Source organism: Acetobacter sp. DsW_54, from assembly GCF_002153575.1.
Taxonomy (GTDB): domain Bacteria; phylum Pseudomonadota; class Alphaproteobacteria; order Acetobacterales; family Acetobacteraceae; genus Acetobacter; species Acetobacter fabarum.
On sequence record NZ_JOPD01000041.1, the window covers coordinates 1 to 24,735 of the forward strand.

Annotated in this window: 21 protein-coding genes; 12 read left to right on the forward strand and 9 right to left on the reverse strand. The window is 59.6% G+C overall.

The genetic code is table 11. The features are described 5' to 3' along the window. The 6 genes from HK20_RS12030 to HK20_RS12055 all read left to right on the forward strand — a co-directional run. On the forward strand, window positions 1-1,005 hold a 1,005-nt coding region (locus HK20_RS12030; RefSeq protein ID WP_143296509.1), incomplete at its 5' end, for a cation diffusion facilitator family transporter. A gap of 20 nt (window positions 1,006-1,025) precedes the next feature. Then, window positions 1,026-1,982 (forward strand): cation diffusion facilitator family transporter, encoded by a 957-nt coding sequence (locus HK20_RS12035; protein ID WP_086647286.1) that lies wholly within the window; start codon window positions 1,026-1,028, stop codon window positions 1,980-1,982. A 96-nt stretch (window positions 1,983-2,078) separates the two neighbouring features. Then, window positions 2,079-3,455: a chloride channel protein gene (locus tag HK20_RS12040; RefSeq protein WP_086647287.1), complete on the forward strand. Its 1,377-nt coding sequence runs from the start codon at window positions 2,079-2,081 to the stop codon at window positions 3,453-3,455. Window positions 3,456-3,571: 116 nt separating this feature from the next. Continuing rightward, the gene (locus HK20_RS12045; protein WP_086647302.1) at window positions 3,572-4,579 is read left to right on the forward strand and encodes a GTP-binding protein; all 1,008 of its coding nucleotides are present in this window, start codon (window positions 3,572-3,574) and stop codon (window positions 4,577-4,579) included. Continuing rightward, window positions 4,576-5,637: a WD40 repeat domain-containing protein gene (locus HK20_RS12050; RefSeq protein ID WP_086647288.1), complete on the forward strand. Its 1,062-nt coding sequence runs from the start codon at window positions 4,576-4,578 to the stop codon at window positions 5,635-5,637. Before HK20_RS12045 ends, HK20_RS12050 begins: the two co-directional genes overlap by 4 nt. Window positions 5,638-5,759: 122 nt before the next feature. Further along, window positions 5,760-7,043 (forward strand): NAD(P)/FAD-dependent oxidoreductase, encoded by a 1,284-nt coding sequence (locus tag HK20_RS12055; protein WP_086647289.1) that lies wholly within the window; start codon window positions 5,760-5,762, stop codon window positions 7,041-7,043. Between the two features lie 69 nt (window positions 7,044-7,112). Here HK20_RS12055 and HK20_RS12060 read toward each other — a convergent pair whose 3' ends face one another. Both HK20_RS12060 and HK20_RS12065 read right to left on the reverse strand, forming a co-directional pair. Beyond that, complete coding sequence (locus HK20_RS12060; protein WP_086647290.1) at window positions 7,113-7,934, reverse strand: alpha/beta fold hydrolase; 822 nt, start codon at window positions 7,932-7,934, stop codon at window positions 7,113-7,115. Between the two features lie 63 nt (window positions 7,935-7,997). Next, window positions 7,998-10,454: a TonB-dependent receptor gene (locus tag HK20_RS12065; protein WP_369823067.1), complete on the reverse strand. Its 2,457-nt coding sequence runs from the start codon at window positions 10,452-10,454 to the stop codon at window positions 7,998-8,000. Between the two features lie 303 nt (window positions 10,455-10,757). On the opposite strand from HK20_RS12065, the gene HK20_RS12070 reads away from it, so the two are divergent. The 5 genes from HK20_RS12070 (at window position 10,758) to HK20_RS12090 (ending at window position 16,363) form a co-directional block, all read left to right on the forward strand. Next, complete coding sequence (locus HK20_RS12070; RefSeq protein WP_086647291.1) at window positions 10,758-12,803, forward strand: M13 family metallopeptidase; 2,046 nt, start codon at window positions 10,758-10,760, stop codon at window positions 12,801-12,803. 118 nt (window positions 12,804-12,921) lie between these two features. Continuing rightward, window positions 12,922-14,136, forward strand: a complete 1,215-nt coding sequence (locus HK20_RS12075; protein ID WP_233129207.1) for an energy transducer TonB — start codon at window positions 12,922-12,924, stop codon at window positions 14,134-14,136. A 158-nt stretch (window positions 14,137-14,294) separates the two neighbouring features. Continuing rightward, window positions 14,295-14,726 carry an acyl-CoA thioesterase gene (locus tag HK20_RS12080; protein WP_086647292.1) on the forward strand — a complete coding sequence of 144 codons (432 nt, stop codon included), beginning with the start codon at window positions 14,295-14,297 and terminating at the stop codon, window positions 14,724-14,726. Between the two features lie 358 nt (window positions 14,727-15,084). Then, entirely contained in the window at window positions 15,085-15,909 is an 825-nt protein-coding gene (locus HK20_RS12085) for a ferritin-like domain-containing protein (protein WP_086647293.1), read from the forward strand. 70 nt (window positions 15,910-15,979) lie between these two features. Continuing rightward, window positions 15,980-16,363, forward strand: coding sequence for a VOC family protein (locus tag HK20_RS12090; protein WP_086647305.1), 384 nt, complete (start codon window positions 15,980-15,982; stop codon window positions 16,361-16,363). Between the two features lie 151 nt (window positions 16,364-16,514). On the opposite strand, the gene HK20_RS12095 is transcribed toward HK20_RS12090, so the two are convergent. Further along, window positions 16,515-17,288, reverse strand: a complete 774-nt coding sequence (locus tag HK20_RS12095; protein ID WP_086647294.1) for an SDR family NAD(P)-dependent oxidoreductase — start codon at window positions 17,286-17,288, stop codon at window positions 16,515-16,517. A gap of 139 nt (window positions 17,289-17,427) precedes the next feature. Further along, on the reverse strand, window positions 17,428-17,886 hold the full coding sequence (locus tag HK20_RS12100; RefSeq protein ID WP_086647295.1) for an Rrf2 family transcriptional regulator: 459 nt from the start codon (window positions 17,884-17,886) through the stop codon (window positions 17,428-17,430). 519 nt (window positions 17,887-18,405) lie between these two features. Between HK20_RS12100 and purU the strand changes: the two genes are divergently transcribed. Next, the gene (gene purU / locus HK20_RS12105) at window positions 18,406-19,251 is read left to right on the forward strand and encodes a formyltetrahydrofolate deformylase (RefSeq protein WP_086647296.1); all 846 of its coding nucleotides are present in this window, start codon (window positions 18,406-18,408) and stop codon (window positions 19,249-19,251) included. A gap of 66 nt (window positions 19,252-19,317) precedes the next feature. Here purU and pnuC read toward each other — a convergent pair whose 3' ends face one another. The 5 genes from pnuC to HK20_RS12130 form a co-directional block, all read right to left on the reverse strand. Further along, window positions 19,318-19,872 carry a nicotinamide riboside transporter PnuC gene (gene pnuC / locus HK20_RS12110; RefSeq protein ID WP_086647297.1) on the reverse strand — a complete coding sequence of 185 codons (555 nt, stop codon included), beginning with the start codon at window positions 19,870-19,872 and terminating at the stop codon, window positions 19,318-19,320. Continuing rightward, window positions 19,869-21,032 carry a phosphotransferase enzyme family protein gene (locus HK20_RS12115; protein ID WP_086647298.1) on the reverse strand — a complete coding sequence of 388 codons (1,164 nt, stop codon included), beginning with the start codon at window positions 21,030-21,032 and terminating at the stop codon, window positions 19,869-19,871. The genes pnuC and HK20_RS12115 overlap by 4 nt, the downstream gene beginning before the upstream one ends. Before the next feature lie 3 nt (window positions 21,033-21,035). After that, a complete protein-coding gene (locus HK20_RS12120; protein WP_233129208.1) occupies window positions 21,036-23,309 on the reverse strand; it encodes a TonB-dependent receptor in 2,274 nt (757 codons plus the stop codon). A 156-nt stretch (window positions 23,310-23,465) separates the two neighbouring features. Next, window positions 23,466-23,903 carry a hypothetical protein gene (locus tag HK20_RS12125; protein ID WP_086647300.1) on the reverse strand — a complete coding sequence of 146 codons (438 nt, stop codon included), beginning with the start codon at window positions 23,901-23,903 and terminating at the stop codon, window positions 23,466-23,468. A gap of 165 nt (window positions 23,904-24,068) precedes the next feature. Continuing rightward, window positions 24,069-24,476, reverse strand: coding sequence for a hypothetical protein (locus tag HK20_RS12130; RefSeq protein WP_095349137.1), 408 nt, complete (start codon window positions 24,474-24,476; stop codon window positions 24,069-24,071). Window positions 24,477-24,735 lie beyond the last annotated feature (259 nt).

Below are 24,735 nucleotides of genomic sequence, written 5' to 3' on the forward strand. Positions count from 1 at the left end.
GAGCATGAGCATGAGCATGAGCATGAGCATGAGCATGAGCATGAGCATGAGCATGAAGGTAACGGGGCGGCCTGCACGCACAAGCACGGATTTGGCCACCACCATGTGCACACGCCGGCCTCCTTTGGTACGGCTTTTGCCATAGGGATTGCCGTTAACTCGCTCTATCTGGTGGCCGAGGCCATATGGGGCGTTTATGCCCATTCGCTCTCGCTCATAGCCGATGCGGGACATAACCTCTCAGACGTGCTCGCACTGGCTGCTGCCTGGCTGGCCGAGCACCTCTCACGCAAAAGTCCGACCGTGCGCTTTACCTATGGGTTGCGCCGCTCCTCCATTCTGGCAGCACTGGCCAATGCCATTATTCTCATGCTGGTTACTGGCGGCGTTGCGTGGGAGGCCATCCACCGCCTGATGCACCCCACCCCCGTTGCGGGCATGACCATGATGGTGGTTGCAGGCATTGGCATTGTGGTAAACGGGGCATCCGCCATGCTGTTTGCCGCCGGGCAGAAAGGGGATCTGAACATTCGTGGGGCCTTTTTGCACCTCATGGCCGATGCCCTGACATCCCTTGCCGTGGTTATTGCCGGGGCGTTGGTACTGCTGACCCATGTTGCATGGATAGACCCCGCCATAAGCCTTGCCATTTCTGTTGTGGTGGTCCTGAGCACATGGTCCCTTTTGCGGGATTCGCTGGATATGGCGCTGGATGCTGTCCCACGTGAGGTGGACCCCGGTGCAGTGGAAAGTTTTTTGCGCGGTACCCCCGGTGTTGCCGACCTGCATGACCTGCACATCTGGCCCATCAGCACGACCGAAACCGCCCTGACCGTGCATCTGGTCCGCAGCGCAAACGCGGCTGATGCGCAAAGCGATAGCCACCTGCTCGACACGCTTGTCACCACCTTGCGCAAGCGCTTTGGCATTGCCCACCCCACCGTGCAGATGGAAACACAGGATTACAGCCCCACGTGCCACCTGTCTGACCCGCACACCGTCTAACACCAGCATAACAAGAGCCTATGCCCGAACTTCCGCTCCCCCAAAGTAACCGGGGCCTTGCCGTTGTCAGCCTGTTTGTCAGCCTTGTGGCGCTGGGGCTCAAATACGCTGCCTTTGCCGTAAGCGGCAGCGTTGCCCTGCATGCAGATGCCATAGAAACCATTATTAACGTGGTCGCCGCCGCTGGGGGGCTGTGGGCATTAAGCGTTGCAGAGCGCCCGGCAGACCACAACCACACCTATGGCCACTACAAGGCGGAGTATCTGTCTGCCGTGGCCGAGGGAACACTGGTGGTCATTACCGCCTTTATTATTGGCCGCGAGGCCGTGGAAGGCTGGCTGCACCCCCACCCCGCACTGGCGCCATGGAACGGCCTGCTGCTGAACGCGGCGGCAACCTGCGTTAATCTGGGCTGGGGGCTGATCATGCTCCGCGCCGGGCAGGCCCGCCACTCCCCCGCCCTTATTGCCGGGGGGCAGCATGTGCTGTCCGATGTATGGACAGGTGTGGCCCTTGTGGCCGGTGTTGCGCTGATCCCCCTGCTCGGCTGGCCACAGCTGGATGCGGTTCTGGCCGGGCTTGTGGCCCTGAACGTGCTGCGGGTAGGCTGGGAGGTCATGCGGGACTCCATTGCCGGGTTGATGGACGAAGCCCCGGATGCCCAGACACTGGGCGAGATCGGCTCGATTATTACCTCCAACGGGCATGGGGCCATTCAGGCGCATGATATCCGCACCCGCATTGTGGGGGCCATGACGTTCCTTGAGTTCCATCTGGTTGTGCCAGGCACCATGAGCGTAAAGGCCGCGCATGACATATGTGACCGTATTGAGCACGCCCTGCGCGCGCATATGGGCAGCACGCTGGTCCATATTCACATAGAGCCCGAAACCTGCGCCAAGCATGATAATACGGTCCTGAGCATACCGCCCGCAGGGGTATCCCCCGCCAATTCGGGTTCTTCAGCAGAAAAATAAACAGAAAACCGTAATAAAAGGCGGGAATGTCTTTCTTCTGGCGCATGAAATGTTAGACTGTCCCGCATCCTTTTTCTTTTATGCAAGAGATGCCTCATGCCCCCCGCGAGCGTGATACCCACCGCAGAGTCCCTGCGCCATCTGCGTGAACACGCCAAGGCTGGCACGGTAAGCTGGCGCCGCAAGCTTATGTACTGGTCGGGGGCGGTTCTGGTTGGTCTGGTAGCCGTGGCCTTTGCCGGGCTGGCAGACAAGGCTGCCCATGTGCGCACGACCCTTATGCACATCAACCCATGGCTGATGTTGCTGGTGACCCCGCTGGGGCTGGCACTTTCCACCTGGCTGACCCGCACATGGTTCCGCGGTGCGCAGGGTAGCGGCATTCCGCAGGCCATTGCCTGCATGCACCTGCATGACATGACCATTGTGGACAAGGTTCTGGCCCTGCGGATTGCACTGGCCAAAATCTGCCTGACCTGCCTTGGCCTGCTCAGTGGTGCTTCCATCGGGCGCGAAGGGCCAACCGTGCAGGTAGGGGCCTCCATCATGCATACGGTGGGCCGCCTTGCGGGGCTGACCGACGTGACCAAGCAGCGCGCCCTGATCAAGGCTGGCGGGGCTGCCGGGGTCGCGGCGGCCTTTAACACCCCACTTGCTGGCATTGTGTTTGGCATAGAAGAACTGGCCCACTCCTTTGAGCAGCGCACCAGCGGCACCATGCTGACCTGCGTGGTTATTTCTGGCGTGACCGCCATAGCCCTTGTGGGGAACTACACCTATTTCGGCCACACCTATTCCGCCGTGCCGGTTGGGGCGAGCTGGCTGGCTGTGGTGGTCTGCGGGGTTGTGGGGGGGCTGTGCGGGGGCATGTTCTCGGCGCTTCTGGTCCGCATTTCCCGCGGGATTCCGGGCGCATTCGGGCGGTTTATCAGCCTGCGTCCCGTTCTGTTCGCCGCGTTGTGCGGGCTGGCGCTGGCCATAATCGGCCTGCTTTGCGGCGGCATGACCTATGGCACGGGCTACATGCAGGCGCGTGACATTATTATGGGCTCCGACCAGTACCCGGCCTCGTTCTTTTTGTTCAAGCTGCTGGCCACTCTTATTTCCTACTGTTCGGGTATTCCCGGTGGACTGTTCGCGCCTTCGCTCTCTGTCGGGGCAGGCATGGGGGGGTGGATCGCGCATTTTCTGCCGCATACCACACCCGGTGCCGTGGTGCTGCTGGGCACGGTGGCCTATTTTGCTGCGGTCACCCAGTCCCCCCTGACCGCAACCGTTATTGTGATGGAAATGTGCGATAACCAGCAGATCACGCTAGCGCTTATGGCCAGTGCCTTTTTGGCCTTCGGGGTTTCACGCGCATTGTGCAGCCATGCCCTTTATGGCGCGCTGGCCGTACGGTTCCTGCGTTCTGCCGCTCCCAAACAAAAACCCCAGCCCCTTGTTACCGCCACGGACACACACAGAAACTAGGCTTTTTACACGCCACGGAAGTTCCGGTTATGGCGCGGCGGGGCCGTGCCTCTCTGGTTTCTCATAATCTGGCGTCCTATATGAAAAGCACGATTGTTGAATTGGAGGCTTACCCTATGTCTGACGCATCCCTCGCGCCGGAAAATGCTGCCACAAGCACGCCCGATACCCGTGTGCCCGTTACGGTGCTGACCGGCTTTCTGGGCGCGGGCAAAACCACCTTGCTCAACCATATCCTGACCGCCGAACACGGGCGCAAATATGCCGTGGTCATTAACGAATTTGGCGAACTGGGCGTGGACAACGATCTGGTTGTGGATGCGGATGAAGAAGTGTTCGAAATGAACAACGGCTGCATCTGCTGCACCGTACGGGGCGATCTGATCCGTATTCTGAACGGGTTGATGAAGCGCCGCGGCAAGTTTGACGGCATTATTGTGGAAACCACCGGCCTTGCCGCCCCCGCCCCCGTGGCCCAGACCTTTTTTGCCGATGAAGACGTGCGCGAAAAAGCAAAACTGGACGCCGTGGTAACAGTTGTGGATGCTTTTAACTTCCTGAGCACACTGGCCGAAAGCCCCGAAGCGCGCGAACAGGTGGCTTTTGCCGATGTGATTATCCTCAACAAGACCGATCTGGTGGATGCAGGCCAGATTGCCCAGATTGAGGCCGCCATTCGCAAGATTAATGCCTCGGCCCCCATCCACCACGCCAAAAAAGGCAATGTGCGCCTGACCGATGTGCTGGACCGTGGCGGGTTTGATCTGGCCCGTGTGCTGGAAAACACCCCTGATTTTCTTGAACATCCCGAACACCACCATGAGGAAGACATTTCCAGCGTCTCCCTTCAGGTCAAGCAGCCGCTGGATGCGGGGCGTTTTCAGGCATGGATCAGCGCCCTGTTGCAAGAAAAAGGGGCAGACATGCTGCGCACCAAGGGGATTCTGGACTTTGCAGGCCAGCCCGAGCGCTTTGCATTTCAGGCCGTGCACATGATGGCCGATGGCAACGCCATTGGCCCATGGAAAGATGGCGAAACCCGGGAGAGCCGTCTGGTCTTTATTGGCCGCAACCTGAACAGGCCACAGCTCCGCCGTGGGCTTGAAAGCTGCATTGCAGCATGAGCGCGACCCAGGAAACCCTTCTGCGCGGGCTGATTGAAAAGCGCGGTGCCTTCAAACAGGTTGAGGGAGAAATTACGGGCTGCGTTGCCTCGCGCGATTCCAGCCGGTTCGCCTTTACCACGGGTGAAGGGGATGTGGTGGTCGCCCACCGGCATGACCTGACCGCCCCCAATGCGTGGGCAACCTACGCGGTGCATGACGGGCCAGTACTGGCCCTCTCCCCCGATACGCTGGCAGACAGTTTTTTAACCGGCGGGGATGATGGCCGCCTGTGCCGCCTTGACCCTGCGGGCGAAATTGAAGAGCTGGCCAAAACCCGCCGCTGGGTGGAGCACATTACCACATTTGTCAGCGACAAGACCGCCCTGATCGCTGCGGCATCGGGCAAGAATGTGGAACTGCGCGATGCCACGGGCCGCACAATTATCCGCACGTTTGAACACCCCACCACCGTTGGCGGCATTGCGTTTGACCCCAAGGGCAAGCGCCTTGCTGCATCGCACTATAATGGTGTGTCGCTGTGGTTCACCCAGTCCAAGGATGGCAGTGCCCGGCTGCTGGAATGGAAAGGCAGCCATCTGGGTATTGCCATGCACCCGAATGGGGATGCGGTTGTAACCGCCATGCAGGAAAACGACCTGCACGGCTGGCGGCTGGCAGATGGGCATAACATCCGCATGAGTGGCTACCCGACCAAGGTGCGCTCCATGTCTTTTTCCAGCAATGGCAAATGGCTGGCCACCAGTGGTGCGGACATTGTGGTGATGTGGCCGTTCTTTGGTGGCGGCCCCATGGGCAAGCCCCCGGCAGAACTCCCCGGCGCAGGGGGCGCTTTGTGCACCCGCGTTGCCTTCCATCCCTCGCAGGAAGTTGTGGCTGCCGGCTTTGCCAATGGCACGGTTGTGATGATGGAGCCCACGACCCAGCGCGTACTTCCTGTATCATTGGGGCAGGCTGGCGCGGTTACCGCACTGGCTTATAGCCCGGATGGCTGCACACTGGGCTTTGGCACAGAAGATGGGGTGATCGGGCTGCTGGACCTGTCCAGCGCAGCCTGAACCGCGCAAAACTGCGCCCACCCCAGCCACTGCCGGCCCGCCGCGCCGTGGCACAAAAAACGACATACCGCAAAACAGCCTCCCCCTCAGGCCAAAAGGGGGAGACAAAGGACAGGAATGATATGACGAACAGGTTCCGGCTCGTGATTATTGGTGGAGGCGTTGCCGGTCTGGCCCTGGCAACCCGCCTGGGCAACACGCTCGGCCGCTCCGGCAGGCTGGAAATCACGCTGGTGGACAAAGGCTTCAGCCATGTGTGGAAACCCATGCTCCACTGCTTTGCCGCTGGAACCGCCCGGAACGAAAACGACCGGATTACGTTTGTCTCCCACGCCGCAGCCCACGGCTTCCGCTTCTGTTATGGCGAAATCGCGCATCTGGACCGGGCCAACAGGCGCATTACCCTTGCCCCGCTGATGGAAGAAAACAACCAGTTGCTGCTTGAAGAACGGCATCTGGATTACGACGCCGTGGTGTTTGCCATTGGCAGCCGGGCCAATGATTTTGGCACCCCCGGTGTGGTGGAACACTGCATGTTCCTCGACAACGTGGTTGAGGCCAATAATTTTAACGAACGCTTCCGCCATGCCATTATTCAGGCCTATGGCCGTGGCACACCGGTCGATATTGCCATTGTTGGCGGTGGGGCAACTGGGGTGCAGCTGGCGGCGGAGCTGCACAAGGCGCTCGACATTGGCGCATTGTACAACTTTACCCCGGTCACGCCGGAAATGCGCGTAACCTTGCTGGAAGCCGGGCCGCGCATTCTGCCCGCCTTCCCGCAGAATGTCTCGGACGCAGCCCAGAAGCAGCTTGAGGCTTTGAATATTACCGTGCGCACCAACACCATGGTCAGCGGTGCAGACGAAAGCGGGTTTATTCTTAAGGACGGCAGCCGCGTTAACGCGCAGTTCCGCGTCTGGGCCGCAGGCGTTAAAGCGCCGGATGTCACGCGGGATATGGACGGGCTGGATTACCAGCGTGGCGGGCAGCTTACCGTGCAGGCCAACCTGCAAAGCACGGTGGACGAGCATGTGTTTGCCCTGGGTGACTGCTCCTTTATCAAGGATGCGCCTGTGGCCCCCACCGCACAGGTAGCCCGCCAGCAGGCCCACCATCTGGCCCGCCACCTACCGGGCTACATCTTTAACAAAAAGCCTGTGCCGGACTTCCACTTCCGTAACCGGGGGGCCATTGTTGCCCTTGGGGATTATAATGGCTGGGGCGCCTTTGCCGATGGCAAAACCTTTGGCGGCGGTTTTTTAAACGGTCTGAGCGCACGCCTTGGGCATATGGCCCTTTACCGGCAGCATCAGTTTGAACTGTATGGCCCCTTCCGTGGTGCCATTGCCTGCTTTACGGACTGGCTGGACGGTTTTGTGCGCCCCTCCGTACGCATGGACTAAACACACCCCCTTCCCCCATTTTTTAACGGGGAAGGGTTACACTTTATGATTACAAAACCCCTAATACGATCAGGGGTTTTCACATGCATGTAAAAAATCCCTTGCCAGCGCATTAACCGTAGCCGCCTGCTCTATATGGGGCAGGTGGCCGGTGCGGGCCAGAAAATGGCAGTTATCCTGCGCAGGAATCCCCTGTGCCTGTGTGGCAGGCAATACCTGATCTGCCTCCCCCCAGATAATCTGCACGGGGCATGGCGGATTATTGAGCAACGGGCGCAGGTTATTGGCCTGCTCACCATGGGGGAAGCAGGTTTGCGCAATGGTGCGCAGCGCAGCCCGTGCCCCCGGCACGGCGCGGGCTTCCACCAAAAACTCCGCGACCTTGCGCCCGATCAGTTTGGGATCATACACAGCCATGGCCATGGCCTGCGCCATATCCGCCGCAGTGCTGGCCTCCACAAAGCGGGTCATGAACGCCATGTTGACCGTGCGCCCCAACCCTGCCGGGGCCAGCAAGGACAGGCTGGCAACCCGTGCGGGAACACTCTCCAGCAAGGACAGGGCAATACCACCACCCAGCGAATGCCCCAGAACATGGGCTTTGCTCACCCCCAACCCGTCCAGCGTCAGGGCTGTAACCTGCGCCAGACGCGCCAGTGTGGGGGCTTGAACCAGAGCACTGGACTGGCCATGCCCGGGCAGGTCAAACGCAATAACCCGCCGGTGGGCCGCCTGTACCTGCTGGGTGAGCTGCCAGTTGGTTGCACTGCCACCAAAGCCATGCACCAGCAGCAGCGGCAGACCCGGCCCCTCCCCCATCTGGCGGACATGCACGGTCTGCTCGCCCAGCCGGAGCAGGAAGGATTGTGTCTGAACAGCCTGTTTTGTCATGCCGCCATCATGCCCTGTTTGCCCCTAGGGGGCCAGATTGCAGGCCATGGCTTTTTTCAGCCGTTAAAAATGGCAGGCAATGCGGCCACCAATAAAACGCGGCTCACCGGGAATATAAAAATAGGTTGTGGTGGCCATGCCCCCGCTCTCCGCATAGCGGCGGTCCAGAATATTGCGGGCATAAACCGTTATGTCCCACAACTGGGAGGGAGAATGCAGGGTTGCATGGGCTCCCAGCAAAAAATACGGAGGCAGGCGGTAAAAGCCGGTTCCCCCCACCGTAATGGCCTGGCTGCCCCTGTATTGCCAGTCTGGCCCAAAATCCAGCCTGTAGTTCCGGGGCAGGGGCTGCCGCCATGTGGCATCCCCGTTCAGGGTCAGTTTTGGGGAGCCGTTATCCACGCCGCTAAAATTACGTTCAATGGCCTTCCACTGCTGCGGGTGGCTTGCGTGGTACGCATTGGTAGCGGCCCGGTCCACATTTGGAAAATCCTGAAAATCCCCGCGCTGCCAGCCAAGGTTCTGCATTAAAAACAGATGGCCAAACGGGTGGGCTTCCAGCGTTGCCTCAAACCCCCAGCTTTCGGATTTGGGGGCGTTGGTAATTTCACTCAACGGGCCAAAATTGGGGATCAGCACAGTGCCTATGACCTGCTGGTTATGAAAGTCGTTGTAAAACGCAGCACCATTCAGGCGCAGACGCCCCGGTATGGGGTCCGATTTAAGGCCGAGTTCGTAGGTGAGAACCGTTTCCGGCTTAAACGGGTCCAACTGGGCCTGCACCTGCGTATTGTTGGCGCTAAACCCACCGGGTTTAAAGCCCTTGCTCATTTTGTAATACAGCAAAGCCTGCGGTACAAACTGCCACGAAACCCCAACCTGCCCGGCAAACTGGTTGGCGGCGGTGTTCTCGGGGTCAAAACTCCGGGTTGCCCCGCCGAATATCTGGGACTTCAGGCTGGTAATGCCCCGGTCATCCAGCTCATGCAAAAGCCCGGCCCAGATGGTCACATTATGCGGCAGGCGGTAACTGACATTCCCGAACTCGGAAACGCTCTCCTGATTCATGCCAAAGGTTGTGGCCATCATGTATTTGCGGGCAGAGTAATCCGTATAGTCAAAGAAAAACCGCTGGTTCATGCGGCTACGCTGGTAATATGCCCCCACAACCCAGCTCAGGCGGCCATGCAGGGCAACCCCGTTCAGCCGGGCTTCCTGCGTGAACACGTTGGCATCTATGGTGCGGTACGTATCTGCCTGAGAAAGCGCCGTGCCATCCTGATCCGTGTATTCGCCCTGTCGCTCGGTTTCAAACGCGCTGATGGCCGTAAAGGTAGCGGGACCAAAATCATGGATCAGCCGCAGGTCTGCCCCCCAGTACTGGTTATGCTCGCTGGGTTTAAGCCCCGCACCGCGCCCAACAAGGCTTGCAAACTCTGGCCGCATGGACCACTCCGCCCGCCGCCCCAGCCCAAAACCCGGCAAAGGCTGTGACCCGATAAGCCTGTGCACGGGAACCGCCGTAACCACCTGGCTGTTATCCTGCACAAAGTGGCCCCCGAGCTGGATGGTCGTGCGCTCATTGGGCTGCCAGCGCAGTTTGCCACGCAAGGCCCACAGGTCCGCATCCCCCAGATGTGCACCGTTGGTCGGGTTGTACTGCCACCCCCCACCTTGGCGCGTCTGCCCGGCCAGCCGAAAACTCCAGCCCTTGGCCAGCGGGCCGGACACATAAGCCTCGCTCCGGCTCCGAGCGTAGGAGGCTATGTCCTCCATCCCGCCATAATGCCATGTGGTGGTGGGGTCGTTGGTGCGCAGGCGCACCTCCCCCCCTGTGGTGGACTGGCCATGTTTTGTACCCACCGGCCCCGGGTCCACGGCTGCATCGGCCATATCAAACAGCAACCCGTTGCTCATGGCGGGGTACGCGTAGGCCACATCATCCATATACGTCAGAACGGGGGGCATGTTGTTCTGCGTAAAATCATTAAACCCGGCACCGCGCAGGTAAAAATTGGTCGAGGCCGTGCCGTTGATGCTCTGCATGGTCAGGTTCGGGGCCACACGCTCCAGCCCACGCAGGGTGGTAACATCCCTGTTACGCAGCATTTCCGCGCTCAGATGCGTTGTGGCATCCGGCTCATGCTGGGCTGCGGGAAAAGCAAAATCGGACCGGTGCGCCCCCACATCCACATGGGTTACGCCACGGGCGGCCACATGGGCGGGTTTTGCCTGCCCTGCCTTACCGGGCACAGCGGGGGTGGCAGGCAATGCAGCCGGTTCACCCACTGGGCCGGGAGTATTCTGCGCCTGTGCCAAAGGGGCTGCAAACAGGCCGAGCGGGATCAGGCTGACACAGCACAGCATACGCTGCCAATACGCGCGGCTGTGCCTGCTGGTGTGTATGGCCAGAGGAAGGCCATATGCTTGCTGCCCGAAAATAACCCGCTCCTTCCCCACCCATGCGCTGCCACGTTGCCGCGCAAGCCATGCTCCCCCGGCAAAGCTGGCCTCTCTCATGACGGAAACAGCCCCCCCTGTGCAAGGCTGTTGGCCCAAATCCATCTTATTTTTAACCGTTCGACTGCACATTCATGCAAATCCCGATCAAAAAGACCTGCGCCGGTGTGTAAGGTTTTTTTTAAGAAAACCTCCGCATGCAAGAGGGTAGGCAGGCTGGAACAAGCTGGCTAAGGTAGGTGTTCATCTTGTGTTTTGCATAAAAAACACGGCCAGCAATCCGTAGTGTCAGCAACTATAATAAAGAACCGGAGTTCCCCTGTGCCAGACCTGTCCTTGCGTGCCATTTTTCGCCATACCCTTATGCTTTCCGCCATTATGGGGGCAGGCAGTCTGGCCGGGCAGGCCCATGCTGCGCCACAGGACACACCACAGAGCACACAGGCCAGTTTTGGGGCCTGGGGGGTGGATCTTGCCGGGCGGGATCTGGCGATTGTTCCGGGGAACAACTTTTTCCGCTACGCTAACGGCACGTATCTGGACCACCTTAAAATCCCTGCGGACATGACCAGCTACGGCCCGTTCAATGCGCTGGCCGAACTCTCCCGCACACGGGTCCAGAGCATTCTGGATGATCTGTCCGCCCACCCGCAGGCCGCCCCCCGCAGCACGGAAGAAAAACTGGGCACTTTCTACGCCTCCTACATGGATGTAGCGGAAGTGGAACGTCTGGGCACGCAGCCACTGGCACAGGATATGGATGCCATCCGCGCCATAAAGGACATGGCGGGGTTTGCGGCCCTGAGTGGTACGGCTGTGGGGTCGTTCCAGTTTGGTCCCTTCTCGCTGGGGATCAACCCTGACGCCAAGGACCCCACGCGCTACGCGCTCACCCTTGACCAGGCCGGGCTGGGCCTGCCGGACAGGGACTATTACCTCAAGCCCGTATTTGCTGCCAAAAAAGCCGCTTACCAGAGCTATATCGAAAAAGCGCTCACGCTTGCAGGCTGGCCTGAACCCGGCAAGGCCGCAGCCGCCATTGTGATTTTTGAGAGCAAGCTGGCCGAAGCACACTGGCCCCGCGCGGACCTGCGTGACCCACAGAAAACCTACAACCCCATGACCCTAGCCGAACTGGGGACCAAGGCACCGGGGTTTGACTGGGCCGCATGGCTCAGCGCCTCCGGCCTGCCCGCACAGGACATGGACAAGCGGAACCTGATTGTTGGAGAACCTTCCGCCATTACAGGCGAGGCCCGTGTGCTGGCCGCAACGGACATGGACACCCTGCGGGCGTGGCTTGCCTTCCATCTGGTAGAAAACGCCACAGCCTACCTGCCAGACAGCTTTGAGCAGGCCCGGTTTGTCTTTACCAAAGCCCTGACCGGCCAGCCAACCCTGACCGCCCGGTGGAAGCGGGGCGTACAGGCCACCAGCGCCGCCATGGGCATGGCGCTGGGCAAGGTTTACGTGCAGCGCTACTTCCCCCCCGAAAACCGCGTGGCCATGCAAAAACTGACCACCGACCTGAAAAACGCCTTCAGGGTCCGGTTGCAGAACAATAGCTGGATGAGTCCAGCCACCAAGGAGGCCGCACTCCGCAAGCTGGAAAACTTTGAAATTCAGGTCGGCTACCCCAACCGCTGGCGCGACTACACGGGCCTTGCCGTTAAAAAAGGCGATGTGTACGGCAATGCGCGCAACGGTGTGGCCTTTGAATGGCGCTACTGGCTGGACCGTCTGGACAAGCCGGTGGACCGCAACGAATGGGACATGACCCCACAAACGGTTAACGCCTACAACAACCCGCTGTTTGATCAGGTGGTTTTCCCCGCCGCCATTCTTCAGCCGCCGTTCTTCAATATCAAGGCGGACCCGGCCGTAAACTACGGCGCCATTGGCGGCGTGATCGGCCATGAAATGACCCACTCATTCGATGATGAGGGCCGTCAGTTTGATGAACACGGCCGCCTGCGCGACTGGTGGACAAAAGACGATGCCGAACGCTTCCAGAAACTGGCTGACCGTCTGGGTGCGCAATATGACGCATTTGAGGTGCTGCCGGGTGTGCATGTAAACGGCAAACTGACCATGGGCGAAAACATTGCCGATCTGGGCGGGCTGACCCTGGCACTGGATGCCTACCACGCATCGCTCAATGGCAAACCCGCCCCGGTAGTGGACGGGCTGAGCGGTGAACAGCGCGTATTTCTGGGCTGGGCGCAGGTCTGGCGCGAAAAACTGCGGGAGGAAACCATCCGCAGGCTTGTTGTCACGGACCCGCACTCCCCACCCGAAGCGCGCGTAAACCTGCCCATGCACAATATTGACGCATGGTACGATGCCTGGAACGTACAGCCCGGCGACAAGCTATACCTGCCAGTGCAGCAGCGCGTTAAAATCTGGTAAACTCACCTGTGGTGGCAGTGCAGGCTGCCTTGCAACACCGGACCATTCCTGTAGTGGTCCTCTACCCTGCCCGTTACCTGCCCAAGCCCCGGACCAAAGTTCTCTGTAGCACCGGGGCTTGAGCAATGGCAAAATAGCAGGCAAGTGGGCTATACCCACGCACACCATACTCATGCGGGGCAAGGGAGAACTCGGGCAGTCCATGGTCGATACGCGTCGCTCTTCCACACGCCCGGATACCGCCCTGCCCAACAGGCAGGAACCCCGCCTGCAACCTGCACGCCCCCTTTCTGCCCCCCCTCCGGCCGAAGTGGAAGGTGGTGCAGGGCAACGGCCGCGGCTGTTCCCGTTCATGCCCGTGCCCAAACCACCGGGCAGCCCGGTGCGCGGCTCCTCCACCCCCCTGATCCGTAAGGATATATACGCCGACCCCACATTGGGGCCGGTGTTTACGGCCTCTGCCCTTGCGCATTTTCTGTTACTGGCCGCACTCCTTTATCAGGCAACACACCACGGCAAGACTGGCTCCCCCCAGTCCAATCAGGCTTCCCCGGTGGAAATGGTTTTTTCCCAGCCCACAACCTCCAGCGGCATGGTTGGCCCCCATTCGCCCGAAGCTGGTGGCGGCAATGCGGCCCCGCAGGCGGCCCCGCCCCCTCCGGCCGAGCAGCAGCCCGATACCCAGAAATCCCCCCCCGAAGCCAGTGAGGCAGCACCAGACGTGCCCCCCCTTGCACAGTCGGATGATGGTTTCCCCAAACCCCAGCCTACCCCCCAGAAAGCGCGGCCAACCCCGCACAAATCCACATCAAAGCCGAGCAGCCGCGCTGTACCGCGCCCCCAGCCCCAGCAGCTCCCCCAAAACCTGAAATCCCTGCTCCAGCACCCGATGGATTATTCGTTTAACGAGGCACCAGCCCCGCGCCGGCCCAACCGCCGGGGCCGCCCTGGCGGGTCAAACGCCCCGCTGGACATGTCCATTGGGCCAATGGTGGAAAATGGGCAGCTGAATGCCCATTACGCCTCGCGCACAAGCGTGCATGGCGTAAGCAGCGACTACGGTCAGGAAATTGACGCATGGATCCAGCGCCATCTGTTTTACCCACCCGAAGCCGCTGAACGGGGGGAAGAGGGCAGCACGTCTGTCCATGTTATTCTCGACCGGTCGGGCCATGTGTTCAAAGTCTTTATGAGCGGGTCTTCAACCCCGGCACTGGATGCCTCCACCGTTGGCATGTTCCAAGGCGCGCAACTCCCTCCGGTACCACCGGACATGAAAGATCAGTATATCAACTTCGATGTCACGGTGCATTATGTCCTCATCCGCAACTAGGCATGCTGCCTGCACCCCCCGAATTATTCGCGGCTGATGCGTGGGCATGACATGCAGATCACACAAAACTGAGGAGGCATCCTTGGTGCAATTCTGCTTATCTTACAAACTGGCCTCTGCCACTCCAGACGACCCAAAGAGTTAAGGACATACTTGCGATGCCACGTTCATCCAGCTCCGATCTGCCGCCAGGTGTGCCCACAATCCGCGTTGTGGCCATGCCAACAGACACCAACCCTGCAGGGGACGTGTTTGGCGGGTGGATTGTCTCGCAGATGGATCTTGCCGCTGGCACAACCGCTGCCTTCCGGGCCAATGGGCGGTGCGTGACCGTTGCGATCAACAGCCTTGTGTTTCTTGAACCCGTTGTGGTGGGGGATGAGGTGAGCATCTACACCAAAATCATCCGCGCGGGTCGCACGTCCCTGACCATTCATGTGGAAACATGGCGCAGGGCGCGCCACACCCATATTACGTCCAAGGTGACGGAAGGGGAGTTTATTTTTGTCGCACTGGACGACAAACGCCGCCCACGCGCCTTACCCCCGTTTGAGGACACACTCCCCGCAACCAGCCACGAAAACGCCTGAACACCCCCCAGCGCCACCCCAATGCCGGGAGGGGGCTATGGCCAGTCGGGCAGCACCGTTACCCTTGGGTGTAAGGGTGCGCAGCTGGCCGTATCTGCCATGGCGTGTTTTTCCCTGTTCCAGTACACGGGCTCCCCGTGCCATAGATAGACCCTTGCGCCGCCGACCTTGCGCCAGGGCCAGACCCGGGCAAGATATGCGGCACTTTGGGTACAGATGTACTTTTTTGTCGCGCACTACTTTGCCAACGCGCCATATGGTTTAAAAAACCCGCCAGCCTCTTCTGCTACCCCCCTGTTCCAACAGGGCGGACCATGCAGGCGTGGCGGTGGATTTGGCGTAACAGGAGGTCCGGTACATGAAGCACTGGCAGATTGATCAACTGCCATGGGATCGGTTTGATCCCTCCAAGGTTGACCCGGAGCTGATCCCCGCCATTAAGGCGGCCGCTGTTGTGGAGCGCAACAGCGTGGACTACGCGCAGTACCTCAACAACGTCTTCCACAATGACCCGGATTTCTGCACGGCGGCCGACCACTGGGCGGAAGAAGAAATCCAGCATGGGGATGCGCTGGGCCGCTGGGCCATGCTGGCCGACCCGGAGTGGGACTATCAGGCGGCATTCCAGCGTTACCGCGATTTTTACAAGATTCCACTGGATGTGGACCACTCGGTACGCGGCTCCCGCACAGGGGAGCTAATCGCACGGTGTATGGTGGAAACCGGCACATCCTCTTTTTATTCCGCGCTGGCCGACACCACGGAAGAACCCGTGCTTAAGGCCCTGTGCAAGCAGATTGCTGCTGATGAGTTCCGGCATTTCAAACTGTTTTATGACCACATGCACCGCTACCTGCAGCGCGAAAATATTGGTCTTTGGCAGCGTATCCGCATCGCGCTGGGCCGCGTGACGGAAACCGAGGACGACGAACTGGCCTCCGCCTACTACACAACCAATGTGCCAGCAGACCAACCTTACGACCATACACGCTGCATTGCGGCCTATATGGTGCGTGCCATGCGCAACTACCGCCCCCAGCACCTGCGCCGCGTTACCACCATGGTGTTCAAGATTATTGGTCTGCCCCCCCATAGCTGGTTGCAGACCGTGGCGTTCCGCATTTCGGAAAAACTGTTCATCCGGCGGCAGCAACGGTTTGCACGCATTGCCGACATAAGCTGAACAGGGCTTGCCGTGCGTGGCGTGGCAGGTCATCCTCCCTGCGTTCCAACCGCTGGAGAACAGACAGACCATGTTCACGCACATCATGGTGGGCACTAACGATATTGCCCGCTCAAAAAAATTCTACGATGCCGTTTTTGCTGCCCTGAACATTCCTCCGTCAGAAATCAGCGCCACGGGCCGTATTACCTATGGCAAGCATGGTGCCCGGTTTATTGTCACCCCGCCGCTGGATGGCAAAGCCGCCACAGCGGCTAATGGCGGCACCATCAGCTTTCAGGCGGATACTCCGGCCATGGCAGACGCATGGCACAAGGCAGGCGTGGAAAACGGTGGCAAAACCATTGAAAACCCACCCGGCGTGCGCCAGACCCCGGTTGGCCCGCTCTACCTTGCCTACCTGCGCGACCCGGATGGCAACAAGCTGTGTATCGCCTGTAAAGTGCCCGCATAACGCGGCTTTACTGCGCCTCCCCCTACTATACGGAACACACTGATCCGTTATGCCGGGGGGAGCTTACTCCTGCCGCGCCAGACAGGTGCAGGGCCACAACACGGGCCTGAACTCCCTGTCTGGTGCGGCAACCCGGCACCCAGCCAGCGCTCTATGAACCCAGCATGCTGCGGTCCACTGCCAGACCGGCAGAGGCCTGGCAGGTTGGCATCATTTCCACATGGTTGATGTTCACATGGGCGGGCAGGCCAAGCACCCAGGCCACGGTCTCGGCTATATCCTGCGGTAGCAGCGGGGCAGTGCCCGCATACACGGCATCGGCCTTGCCCTGATCCCCCAGCCGGACCTGACTGAACTCACTCCCCCCGCACAGGCCCGGCGCAATGGTGGTTGCCCGCACCTGCCTGCCCAGCAGGTCGCTACGCAGGTTCCGCATGAACTGGTCCACAAAAGCCTTGGTCGCCCCATACACATTGGCACCGGGGTAAGGGTAAGTGCCAGCCGTGCTCCCCAAAGACACAACATGCCCACTATTGCGCGCAACCATGCCGGGCAGCAGGGCGCGGGTGATTTCCACAAGCCCGGTTACGTTGGTTGCTATCATTGTCTCCCAATCCTGCGGATTGGTCTGCCATGCTTTTTCCAGCCCGAGCGCCAGCCCTGCATTATTCACCAGCACATCAACCGCCTGCCACTCCTGCGGCAGGCTCTGTGGCAGGGCGCGTATGGCGGAAAGGTCGGTCATATCCAGCCGTAGCGGCAGAATACGGCCGGCCTCCACCTGCCCCGCAAGAGCCTCCAGCCGTTCCTGCCTGCGGCCGGTGGCAATAACCCGGTATCCTTCATGCACAAGGCGCAAGGCTATGGCATGCCCAAACCCGGCGGTTGCCCCGGTTACCAGTGCAATCTTGAATTTCTGCGACATTGATCTGTTTCCATTCCTGCCAGAACACCGCCAGCAGCCTATGCCAGCATGCTGGTAGAACCAACACCGTAACCCGCTCTGGCACACACACAAATGCATGACGCCTGCAAGGTGCAGCCCGCTTTGCCCGGTGGCAGGGTCAGGGCTGTGGCGGAGGGCTTGCCGCCTGCAGCAGTGTGCGCCGCTCATACGGGTGGAGCAGGTCCGCCAGTGTGGCCTTGTCCAGAACCCCCATAAACGCACCCAGCGCCTGCCCCAGAACCCCGCGCAGGCTGCACCCCCCGGCAAGCAGGCAGGGAGCGCCGTCCTCCCCATTACGGGCCATGCAGCCGACCAGTGCCATATCCTCTTCCGTATGGCGCACCACGTCCCCCACACAGATTTCCTCGGCAGGACGACCCAGCGTTAACCCTCCGCCGCGCCCTCTTTGTGTGTGCACAAACCCGCCACGCCCCAGATGGTGAATAATCTTGACCAGATGATTTTCAGAAATGCCATAAGTCTGGGCCACCTCGCGTATGGAAACACGCCTGTCCGTGTGTACGGCCAAGTAAAGCAAGGTGCGTAGTGCATAGTCGGTGTACAAAGTCAGACGCATAACAAAAAAATCTGCTCCAGCGGGTTACGGGCAGGACGGGGAACACCCCACACCAAGGCAGGCAGGACTAACCCTGAACGCCGCCTAACTGGCATGGTTTTTATAAAATGCGAACCCATGCCCCACCAGACAGCCCACAAACTGGCAAAATAAGGAACAAATGCAGAAAGACGATGAAACATATGCACGCTCCTGCCTTCCACAAAACTATCCACAGGGTTTTCCCGCAATCCGTCCCCCTGCTTTGTGGATAAACTTACCCGCCTCTGGACCTGAATAGTATAAAAAATGTCTGTTTACTGCGGTTTGTAGCTTTTTTAAGCTTTTATGACACCAAACCCTCTTGACCTCTTACTCCAACAACGAGTCGGAGTGTTGCAATTCATCCACAGCCTGACTTGCCCACCTCCACACGCCCAAACCATGCTCCCGCCCCCACACCCCCGATTGCACAGATACGGGAACGGCTGGCACACTACGGCGCGATTCCTTTCAGGCCCGAGGAGCAGACAGAGCCTTATGCAGTTCATTCTTACTTTTTCCTGCCCGGACAAGGCTGGCATTGTTGCAGGCGTAACCTCGGCGCTGGCACGCCAGGGGGCAGACATTACCGAGACCCACCAGTTCAGTGACCGCAGTACGGGCCAGTTGTTCATGCGGCTGGCTTTTTCCACCCCCGCCCCCAATGACATGGCGGACATAAAAACCTGTCTGGCCCCTGTGGCAGAGCAGTTCGGCATGAACATGCGCCTGCATGATGCAGCCGTGCTGCCACGCATGATTATTATGGTCTCCCGCTTTGACCACGCTTTGCTCAACCTGCTGTATCAGGTCCGTGTCGGGTGGTTGCAGGCCCGGATTGTCGCCATTGTCTCCAACCACCCGGACAGTGAGGCCACGGCCCAACAGGCGGGTATTCCCTATTACTACTGGCCGGTAACCCCGCAGAACAAGGCGGAGCAGGAAGCCAGACTGCTGGAGCTTGTACACACCACACAGGCGGACCTGATTGTTCTTGCCCGTTATATGCAGGTGCTCTCGGACACTCTGAGCGCGCAGTTAAGCGGGCGGATCATCAACATCCACCATTCTTTCCTGCCCTCCTTCAAAGGGGCACGCCCGTACCATCAGGCTTATGCACGCGGCGTCAAACTGATCGGCGCGACCGCGCATTATGTGACCGCTGATCTGGATGAAGGCCCGATTATTGAGCAGGAAACCGCACGGGTGAGCCATAACCTCTCCCCCAACGATTATATTGCCACAGGCCGAGGAGTGGAATCGCAGGTGCTTGCGCGCGCAGTCAAACTGCATACGGAACACAGGGTGATGCTCAACGGGCATCGCACCATTATTTTTTCCTGACCCGCGGTTTGGCTGGCCCTTCCCATACACCCGCGGGTCAGGCGGGCCAGTATGGGAAGGCATGCCTTATTGGACCTGCCCCCATTTTTGCCAGCCCCGCAACGCCAGCACCACAAACCCTGCGTACAGGGCTGCCGTAACCCACAGGCCGCGCTCTACAAACAGCACGGTGTAGAAGACATCCACCACTATCCATATCACCCAGCTTAACCTGTAACGACGCGCACCCCAGAACTGCGCCAGAATACTGTAAGCACTCAGCAGGGCATCCCCCATGGGGGTTGGGTCATCCGTCCAGTGCCGCAAAACCAGTGCAAGGCCCAGACCGGCAAGGCCCGTGCCCCCCACATGCCCCCATAAACGCCGGGCTGTGGGGGAGCGGAGCACACGCACCTGCCCTTCCGCACGGGCACCGCGCAACCATTGCGCCCAGCCGTAAAGGGACAACCCAACAAACACGCCCTGCAAGGCGGCATCCGCGTACAAAGCGGCACGCACAAACACCACGCCATACAGGGCCGATGCCACCACCAGCACAGGCCAGCACACCACCATACGCTGCCCTGTTAGCCAGACCCCAAGGGCACTGGCCAAGGCAGCGGCCCATTCCAGCGTGGTCATTCCGCCCCCTGCTGGCTTGCGGTCTGGCGCAGCAGGGCAGGCAGGCTAGCCAGAAGCTCCTTGCCTTCCCCACAGGCAAACCAGCGCCCATGCCCGAGCAGATAATCCGTATAGGCGACCTCGGCCGAAGCCTGATCATGCACCAGCCCGGCAAAATAGCCGACTTCGGACAAGGCAAACTCCACATGCACAAGGGGCAGAAACGCCACAACCTGTGCACATTCCCCAGCACTCAGCGGACGAACGGACTGGTACCCTTCCAGCAGAGCTGCCACCTGCTCCCATGCAACAACACCGGCGGCAGGTAAGGCCAGCCAGTCCACCACAGCCCGCTCCAGCGCCACGGCCAGGTCGAACGATGCGCAGGTCCGGTCCGCCATGCCGAAGTCGAGCACACAGCTCACATCATCCCCATTCCAGAACAGGTTGGAGCCGTGCCAGTCCCCATGCCCCCATGCGGGAACAATATGGGGCAACAAGGGCTGCAAACGCTGGTGGAAAGGCCGCAGCATGGCCTCCACGTCCCCTACCCAGTTGCGGTGTGCCAGAGCGGATCGCAACCGGGGCTGCCGGGCCACCCAATGCTGCAAGGCAGGCACCAGCTCTGGCTGGCCAACAACCCGCAACCCCGAGAGCAGAGGCACCACCTCTGCCCCTCCACGCGCAGGGGTTTTGAACCCGGCTGCCGCCAGATGCAGCCTGCCCAGCGCAACACCAGCACCATAAGCCTGCCTGACCGAAAAATACGGCTGCCAGGACATGACACTCTGATAAACATCCACCCCACGGGCGGGCAAAAAAGCCTCGTATGTCCAGTCCCCAACCGTTAGGGCCGTATGGCCATCGGGCAGAACCAGCGGCGGGCAGACAGCAGCCCCCTGCCCTGCCAGATGGTTTATAAAAGCGTGTTCTTCCTCCAGCCACGTTACAGAGCGCAGGGTTACGTGGTGGCGTTTAAGCAGGCATTCCCCCTGCCCCTCCAGCCGCACACGCCCCAGAGCGGAAAAAGGGCGCATGCTATGCCACGCCACACTCTGGGCAGGCGGCATATTGTGGAAAAAACGCAGGACTGACCGGCTTTCATCCAGTGTCAGGCAGGGCCAGTCGCGCCGCTGCTGCACGCCGTTTACCCCAAACTGGGCCTGCTCCCCCGCACTCATGCCTTAAAAACCGGTGGATGCGGTAAAAAGGGCGGCAAAACCTCCCCCAATGTAATAGTCAGGCGACTGGCCAGAAACCACACTCCCCCGCCGCCCCACCGTATCGTGCGCAGCAAGGGTTGGGTCGGCAATACCAGACAGATAATGCTGGTTGGTGATGTTGATGAAGTTCATGCGCAGCTGCGGCGCATGCAGCACGGATACATCCTTCATACGGTAACCAAGCGCCAGATTGCCCGTAACGTGGGAGGGCATGCGCTCGTCATTCATAAAGGTTGCATACTGGTGCCCGGTATATTTGACCGTCATCACTCCAAAAAAATGCCCGTCGTCGTATGTCAGCCCGGCTGCGGCCTGCAAGGTGGGGGAACGCACCGAACGTTTGCCCCGTGTTGGCAGAACTTCCGAGCCCGAAGACAGGTCATTATCAATTGTGGAGTGCAGATACTCACCTGAAAAATAAGGGCTTATATGATGCCACGGCCTTAGCCCCACCTCCACATCCACGCCCCGTGTAGTTTGGCCGCCCGCATTAATGGTGGATTGCACTGGCGCACCATTGAGCATGACAAGAGTGGAAACCTGCCTGTTGGTGAAGTTGTAATTGAACAGGGTCAAGCTCCCCACAAGCAGATCATCCGCGTAACGGTAACCCAGTTCCTCTGCAATGGAGTATTCATTCTTCAGATTGCCCGTGCCTTTTTGCTCCAGCGCACCACTTGTGGGGTCATAGACATCATACAGCGCTGTTTCCGCCGGGGTACGAAAGTTGGTGGTGGCGTTAAATAAGACCTGATGATGCGGCGTTATCTGGAATCTGGCACCAAGGCGGGGCAAGGGTACGGCCGTGTTTGTGCCAATATTATAGCGGCTACCCGGCATGGCATTTGTGCCGGTGCGGGAGAACATGACTTCCTTAAAACCCGCACTCAGCAACAGCCGGTCATGGAGCAGGCTTAGCCGGTCACCTATAAAAAGGGCGTTGGTCTGGGCAATGGTATGGTTGTTAGCCCCCCACAACGCCTGCCCCCCGGCCGTGCGCAAGGGATTGCCCCCCCATATGGACCCGGCTGCCCCCGAGGCATCCAGTATGGCAAAGGTCTGCTTTTGCGCATCGTCCCCGTAATCGTACCAGTAGCCTATGGTCAGGTCATTGGGGCCACGTTTCCAGTCCAGTGTTGTGGTAAAGCCTGAGCGGTAACTCCGCTGCGTATAATCCGCCCGCACGGGTATGGCCCCATCGAGGCTGTTTGCCAGAGCAGGGGCAAGCTGCACGGCGTCCGTGCCATTAAACAGGCCTGTGCTCGGCAGTTGCATGCCCCCCGGCGCATTACCGTAGGCCCCCTGCGCATAGGGTGTTACCTTTAGTTCCAGCCCATTGCCCAGACCAAGGCTAACGGGGGCGGCCATGTAAAGTGTACGCTCGGGCTGGCGGGCCAGACGCCAGTAATCCGTCCCCCCTACTGCATTGTCCGCATTATAATGGGCGGCAAGATTATTGCCCCCATGTATGCCATCGGTCAGCCAAGCGTCTTTTGTAACCTGTGGGTAATAGCTGTCTATCGCCTGATTCCAGGACCCAAGCAGGGCAACACTACTCTGCCGCCCCCATGTTTTAAGCAGCTTGAAGTCCACATGCTGGCGCTCATCCCGCCCCGGGCCACGCCAGTTATCTGTTGCCCCGTGGGAGTAGGAGACAAACCCCCGCAGGCCGGTATGGCCTATTTCACCACTTTCAAGGCGCAGGAACTGGCGGTTGGTATTGTACGAACCATAAGACGTATCAAACACCCCTCCGGCTTTGTCCGCCGGGGTTTTAAACCGCAGCGTCATCAAGCCGCCAGCCGCATTCAGCACCGGGCTGGTCAGGTCTGGCGCACCTTGTTGCAGGCTTATGGTTTCGTAATTCTCGTTATCGGCAAACTGGCTCGGGTAGCCTGTGTAATAGGCAATGTCATTCAGGGGCATGCCTTCAAGCACATAGCCTATGGCATCCCCGTTCATCCCCCTGACAGAAATATTGCTCTGGGGGGAAAAACCGAACGGGTCTGACCCACTTACCGTAGCCCCCGGCAACTGGGCCACAAGGTCAAACGCTGTAGCAGAGGGAGCCTGACGGGCAATATATTCGGCATTCACCACACTCTGGGCCTGAGGCTCGGACTGGGGGCGGATCAGCCCACCGCCCGCGGGCAGGTGCGCAAGACTGGCATGCACCGTAACAACCTGCGTCTTGCCTGCCTGCACTGCTTCAGTCTGCACGGTTTCCGCCGCCATGGCAGAAGACCCCGCAGCCCCCACAAACACGGCAGATACCCCATAGCAGGCCCATACCACCCGCAAGGTCTGGCCCCCTTTGTAACCTTTATCCAGCGCACACCTCCCCATCATGCTCATAGCCACGCATGCAGGTGTATAGCGCACGAAATGGTTTTAGTTTTCATCCCCGTCCGATTTATCCCCCAGCACAATGGTCTGGTCGGAAATGGAGACATCGGTAACCGCAGGGCGTTGCAGGGCTTCGGTTGTATCCCGCGCGATCCCGGCGGTCTTATCCTTCAGGTCTGCTAGTTCTTCACGCACATCGGACAGGATTTCCAGCAAGGCCGCATGATCTTCCGATGCACGCTGGTCCGCCCCCTGGCTGAGTACCGCACTCCCCACCATAAGCGCGGGCAATGCCACCAGCTGAATGCAGTTGCTTATGTAAAGCAGCGTGTTCTGCCATTGCGGCACAATAACCGGAACCAGAGAAAAGACAAAAAAGGCATAAACGCACCAGATACTGCCAAACAGCATGGTCATTTTAACGGCCACGGCCACATTAAACCGCGTGATAAGGGACTTGGCTATTGTTTCGGGCTTTCTCATGGAGTCTCTTCTTCAGTTACGCCGCGCGCATAAGCAGCGGGCATTGCCGCGTGCGCTGTAACATACTCCAACCACCTTGTCCGCCATATCACAACGGGCAGCACGGTTGCCCTGCACCAGACAGGTATGTGCCTGCGCCCCCGCGCACATCACCCCGCCCGGCTCTTACCCTTCTGGCAGAAGCCTGCGTGAAAACCGCAGCCGAAAAAACGCAGCCTGCCCGCGCGCAGCATCGGCCTTGCGCAGGAACACTCCTACAACATACGTTCCATCCTGCTCGGGCCTGCCAATATACGCGGCATTCTGGACCTTGCTGTTATAAACCTCCGCCCCACCGGGGTCGCGCACCCAAAAGCTGACACGCGCGCTTTTCGCATGCCCCCCAACCAGCAGGAACTGCCCGACTTTTGCAGGCACCTTGTACTGCACGACCTCTTCCCCCTCGACCGTGCCAGCAACAGTGGCCTCTTCCCCCTGTGTGCGAAAATGAACAGTGCGCTGGTGGGCCTGTGCGTACCCTGCATGCCCCAACAGCAACGTAGCCGCCACCAGCACTCCCCCCATCCGGCGCATAATGTTTTGCTCCTTGTTACGCAATGCAGCCCTGTTCGTGCCATACGCCCAACAGATGCCTGAGTTCCCTTGGCTGCATCATACGCGACAAACATTTTTGTCCGGATGTTATTTTTATGATTTCTGGTGAATGATCGCCTGCACCAGACATAAAAAAAACGGGCCTGCCTTATGGCACGCCCGTTTTTATCTGGAGTTTTATGCTCCCTTACTGATCGACGAACTGTTCCTGCCCGACGATGCCCATCTGGGTGACCCC

Bases quoted from the DNA above. Each gene is read 5' to 3' on its own strand.
- HK20_RS12035 (WP_086647286.1), top strand. From the start codon at position 1,026: ATGCCCGAACTTCCGCTCCCCCAAAGTAACCGGGGCCTTGCCGTTGTC.
- HK20_RS12040 (WP_086647287.1), top strand. From the start codon at position 2,079: ATGCCCCCCGCGAGCGTGATACCCACCGCAGAGTCCCTGCGCCATCTG.
- HK20_RS12045 (WP_086647302.1), top strand. From the start codon at position 3,572: ATGTCTGACGCATCCCTCGCGCCGGAAAATGCTGCCACAAGCACGCCC.
- HK20_RS12050 (WP_086647288.1), top strand. From the start codon at position 4,576: ATGAGCGCGACCCAGGAAACCCTTCTGCGCGGGCTGATTGAAAAGCGC.
- HK20_RS12055 (WP_086647289.1), top strand. From the start codon at position 5,760: ATGACGAACAGGTTCCGGCTCGTGATTATTGGTGGAGGCGTTGCCGGT.
- HK20_RS12060 (WP_086647290.1), bottom strand. From the start codon at position 7,934: ATGACAAAACAGGCTGTTCAGACACAATCCTTCCTGCTCCGGCTGGGC.
- HK20_RS12065 (WP_369823067.1), bottom strand. From the start codon at position 10,454: ATGAGAGAGGCCAGCTTTGCCGGGGGAGCATGGCTTGCGCGGCAACGT.
- HK20_RS12070 (WP_086647291.1), top strand. From the start codon at position 10,758: ATGCTTTCCGCCATTATGGGGGCAGGCAGTCTGGCCGGGCAGGCCCAT.
- HK20_RS12080 (WP_086647292.1), top strand. From the start codon at position 14,295: ATGCCACGTTCATCCAGCTCCGATCTGCCGCCAGGTGTGCCCACAATC.
- HK20_RS12085 (WP_086647293.1), top strand. From the start codon at position 15,085: ATGAAGCACTGGCAGATTGATCAACTGCCATGGGATCGGTTTGATCCC.
- HK20_RS12090 (WP_086647305.1), top strand. From the start codon at position 15,980: ATGTTCACGCACATCATGGTGGGCACTAACGATATTGCCCGCTCAAAA.
- HK20_RS12095 (WP_086647294.1), bottom strand. From the start codon at position 17,288: ATGTCGCAGAAATTCAAGATTGCACTGGTAACCGGGGCAACCGCCGGG.
- HK20_RS12100 (WP_086647295.1), bottom strand. From the start codon at position 17,886: ATGCGTCTGACTTTGTACACCGACTATGCACTACGCACCTTGCTTTAC.
- purU (WP_086647296.1), top strand. From the start codon at position 18,406: ATGCAGTTCATTCTTACTTTTTCCTGCCCGGACAAGGCTGGCATTGTT.
- pnuC (WP_086647297.1), bottom strand. From the start codon at position 19,872: ATGACCACGCTGGAATGGGCCGCTGCCTTGGCCAGTGCCCTTGGGGTC.
- HK20_RS12115 (WP_086647298.1), bottom strand. From the start codon at position 21,032: ATGAGTGCGGGGGAGCAGGCCCAGTTTGGGGTAAACGGCGTGCAGCAG.
- HK20_RS12120 (WP_233129208.1), bottom strand. From the start codon at position 23,309: ATGGCGGCGGAAACCGTGCAGACTGAAGCAGTGCAGGCAGGCAAGACG.
- HK20_RS12125 (WP_086647300.1), bottom strand. From the start codon at position 23,903: ATGAGAAAGCCCGAAACAATAGCCAAGTCCCTTATCACGCGGTTTAAT.
- HK20_RS12130 (WP_095349137.1), bottom strand. From the start codon at position 24,476: ATGCGCCGGATGGGGGGAGTGCTGGTGGCGGCTACGTTGCTGTTGGGG.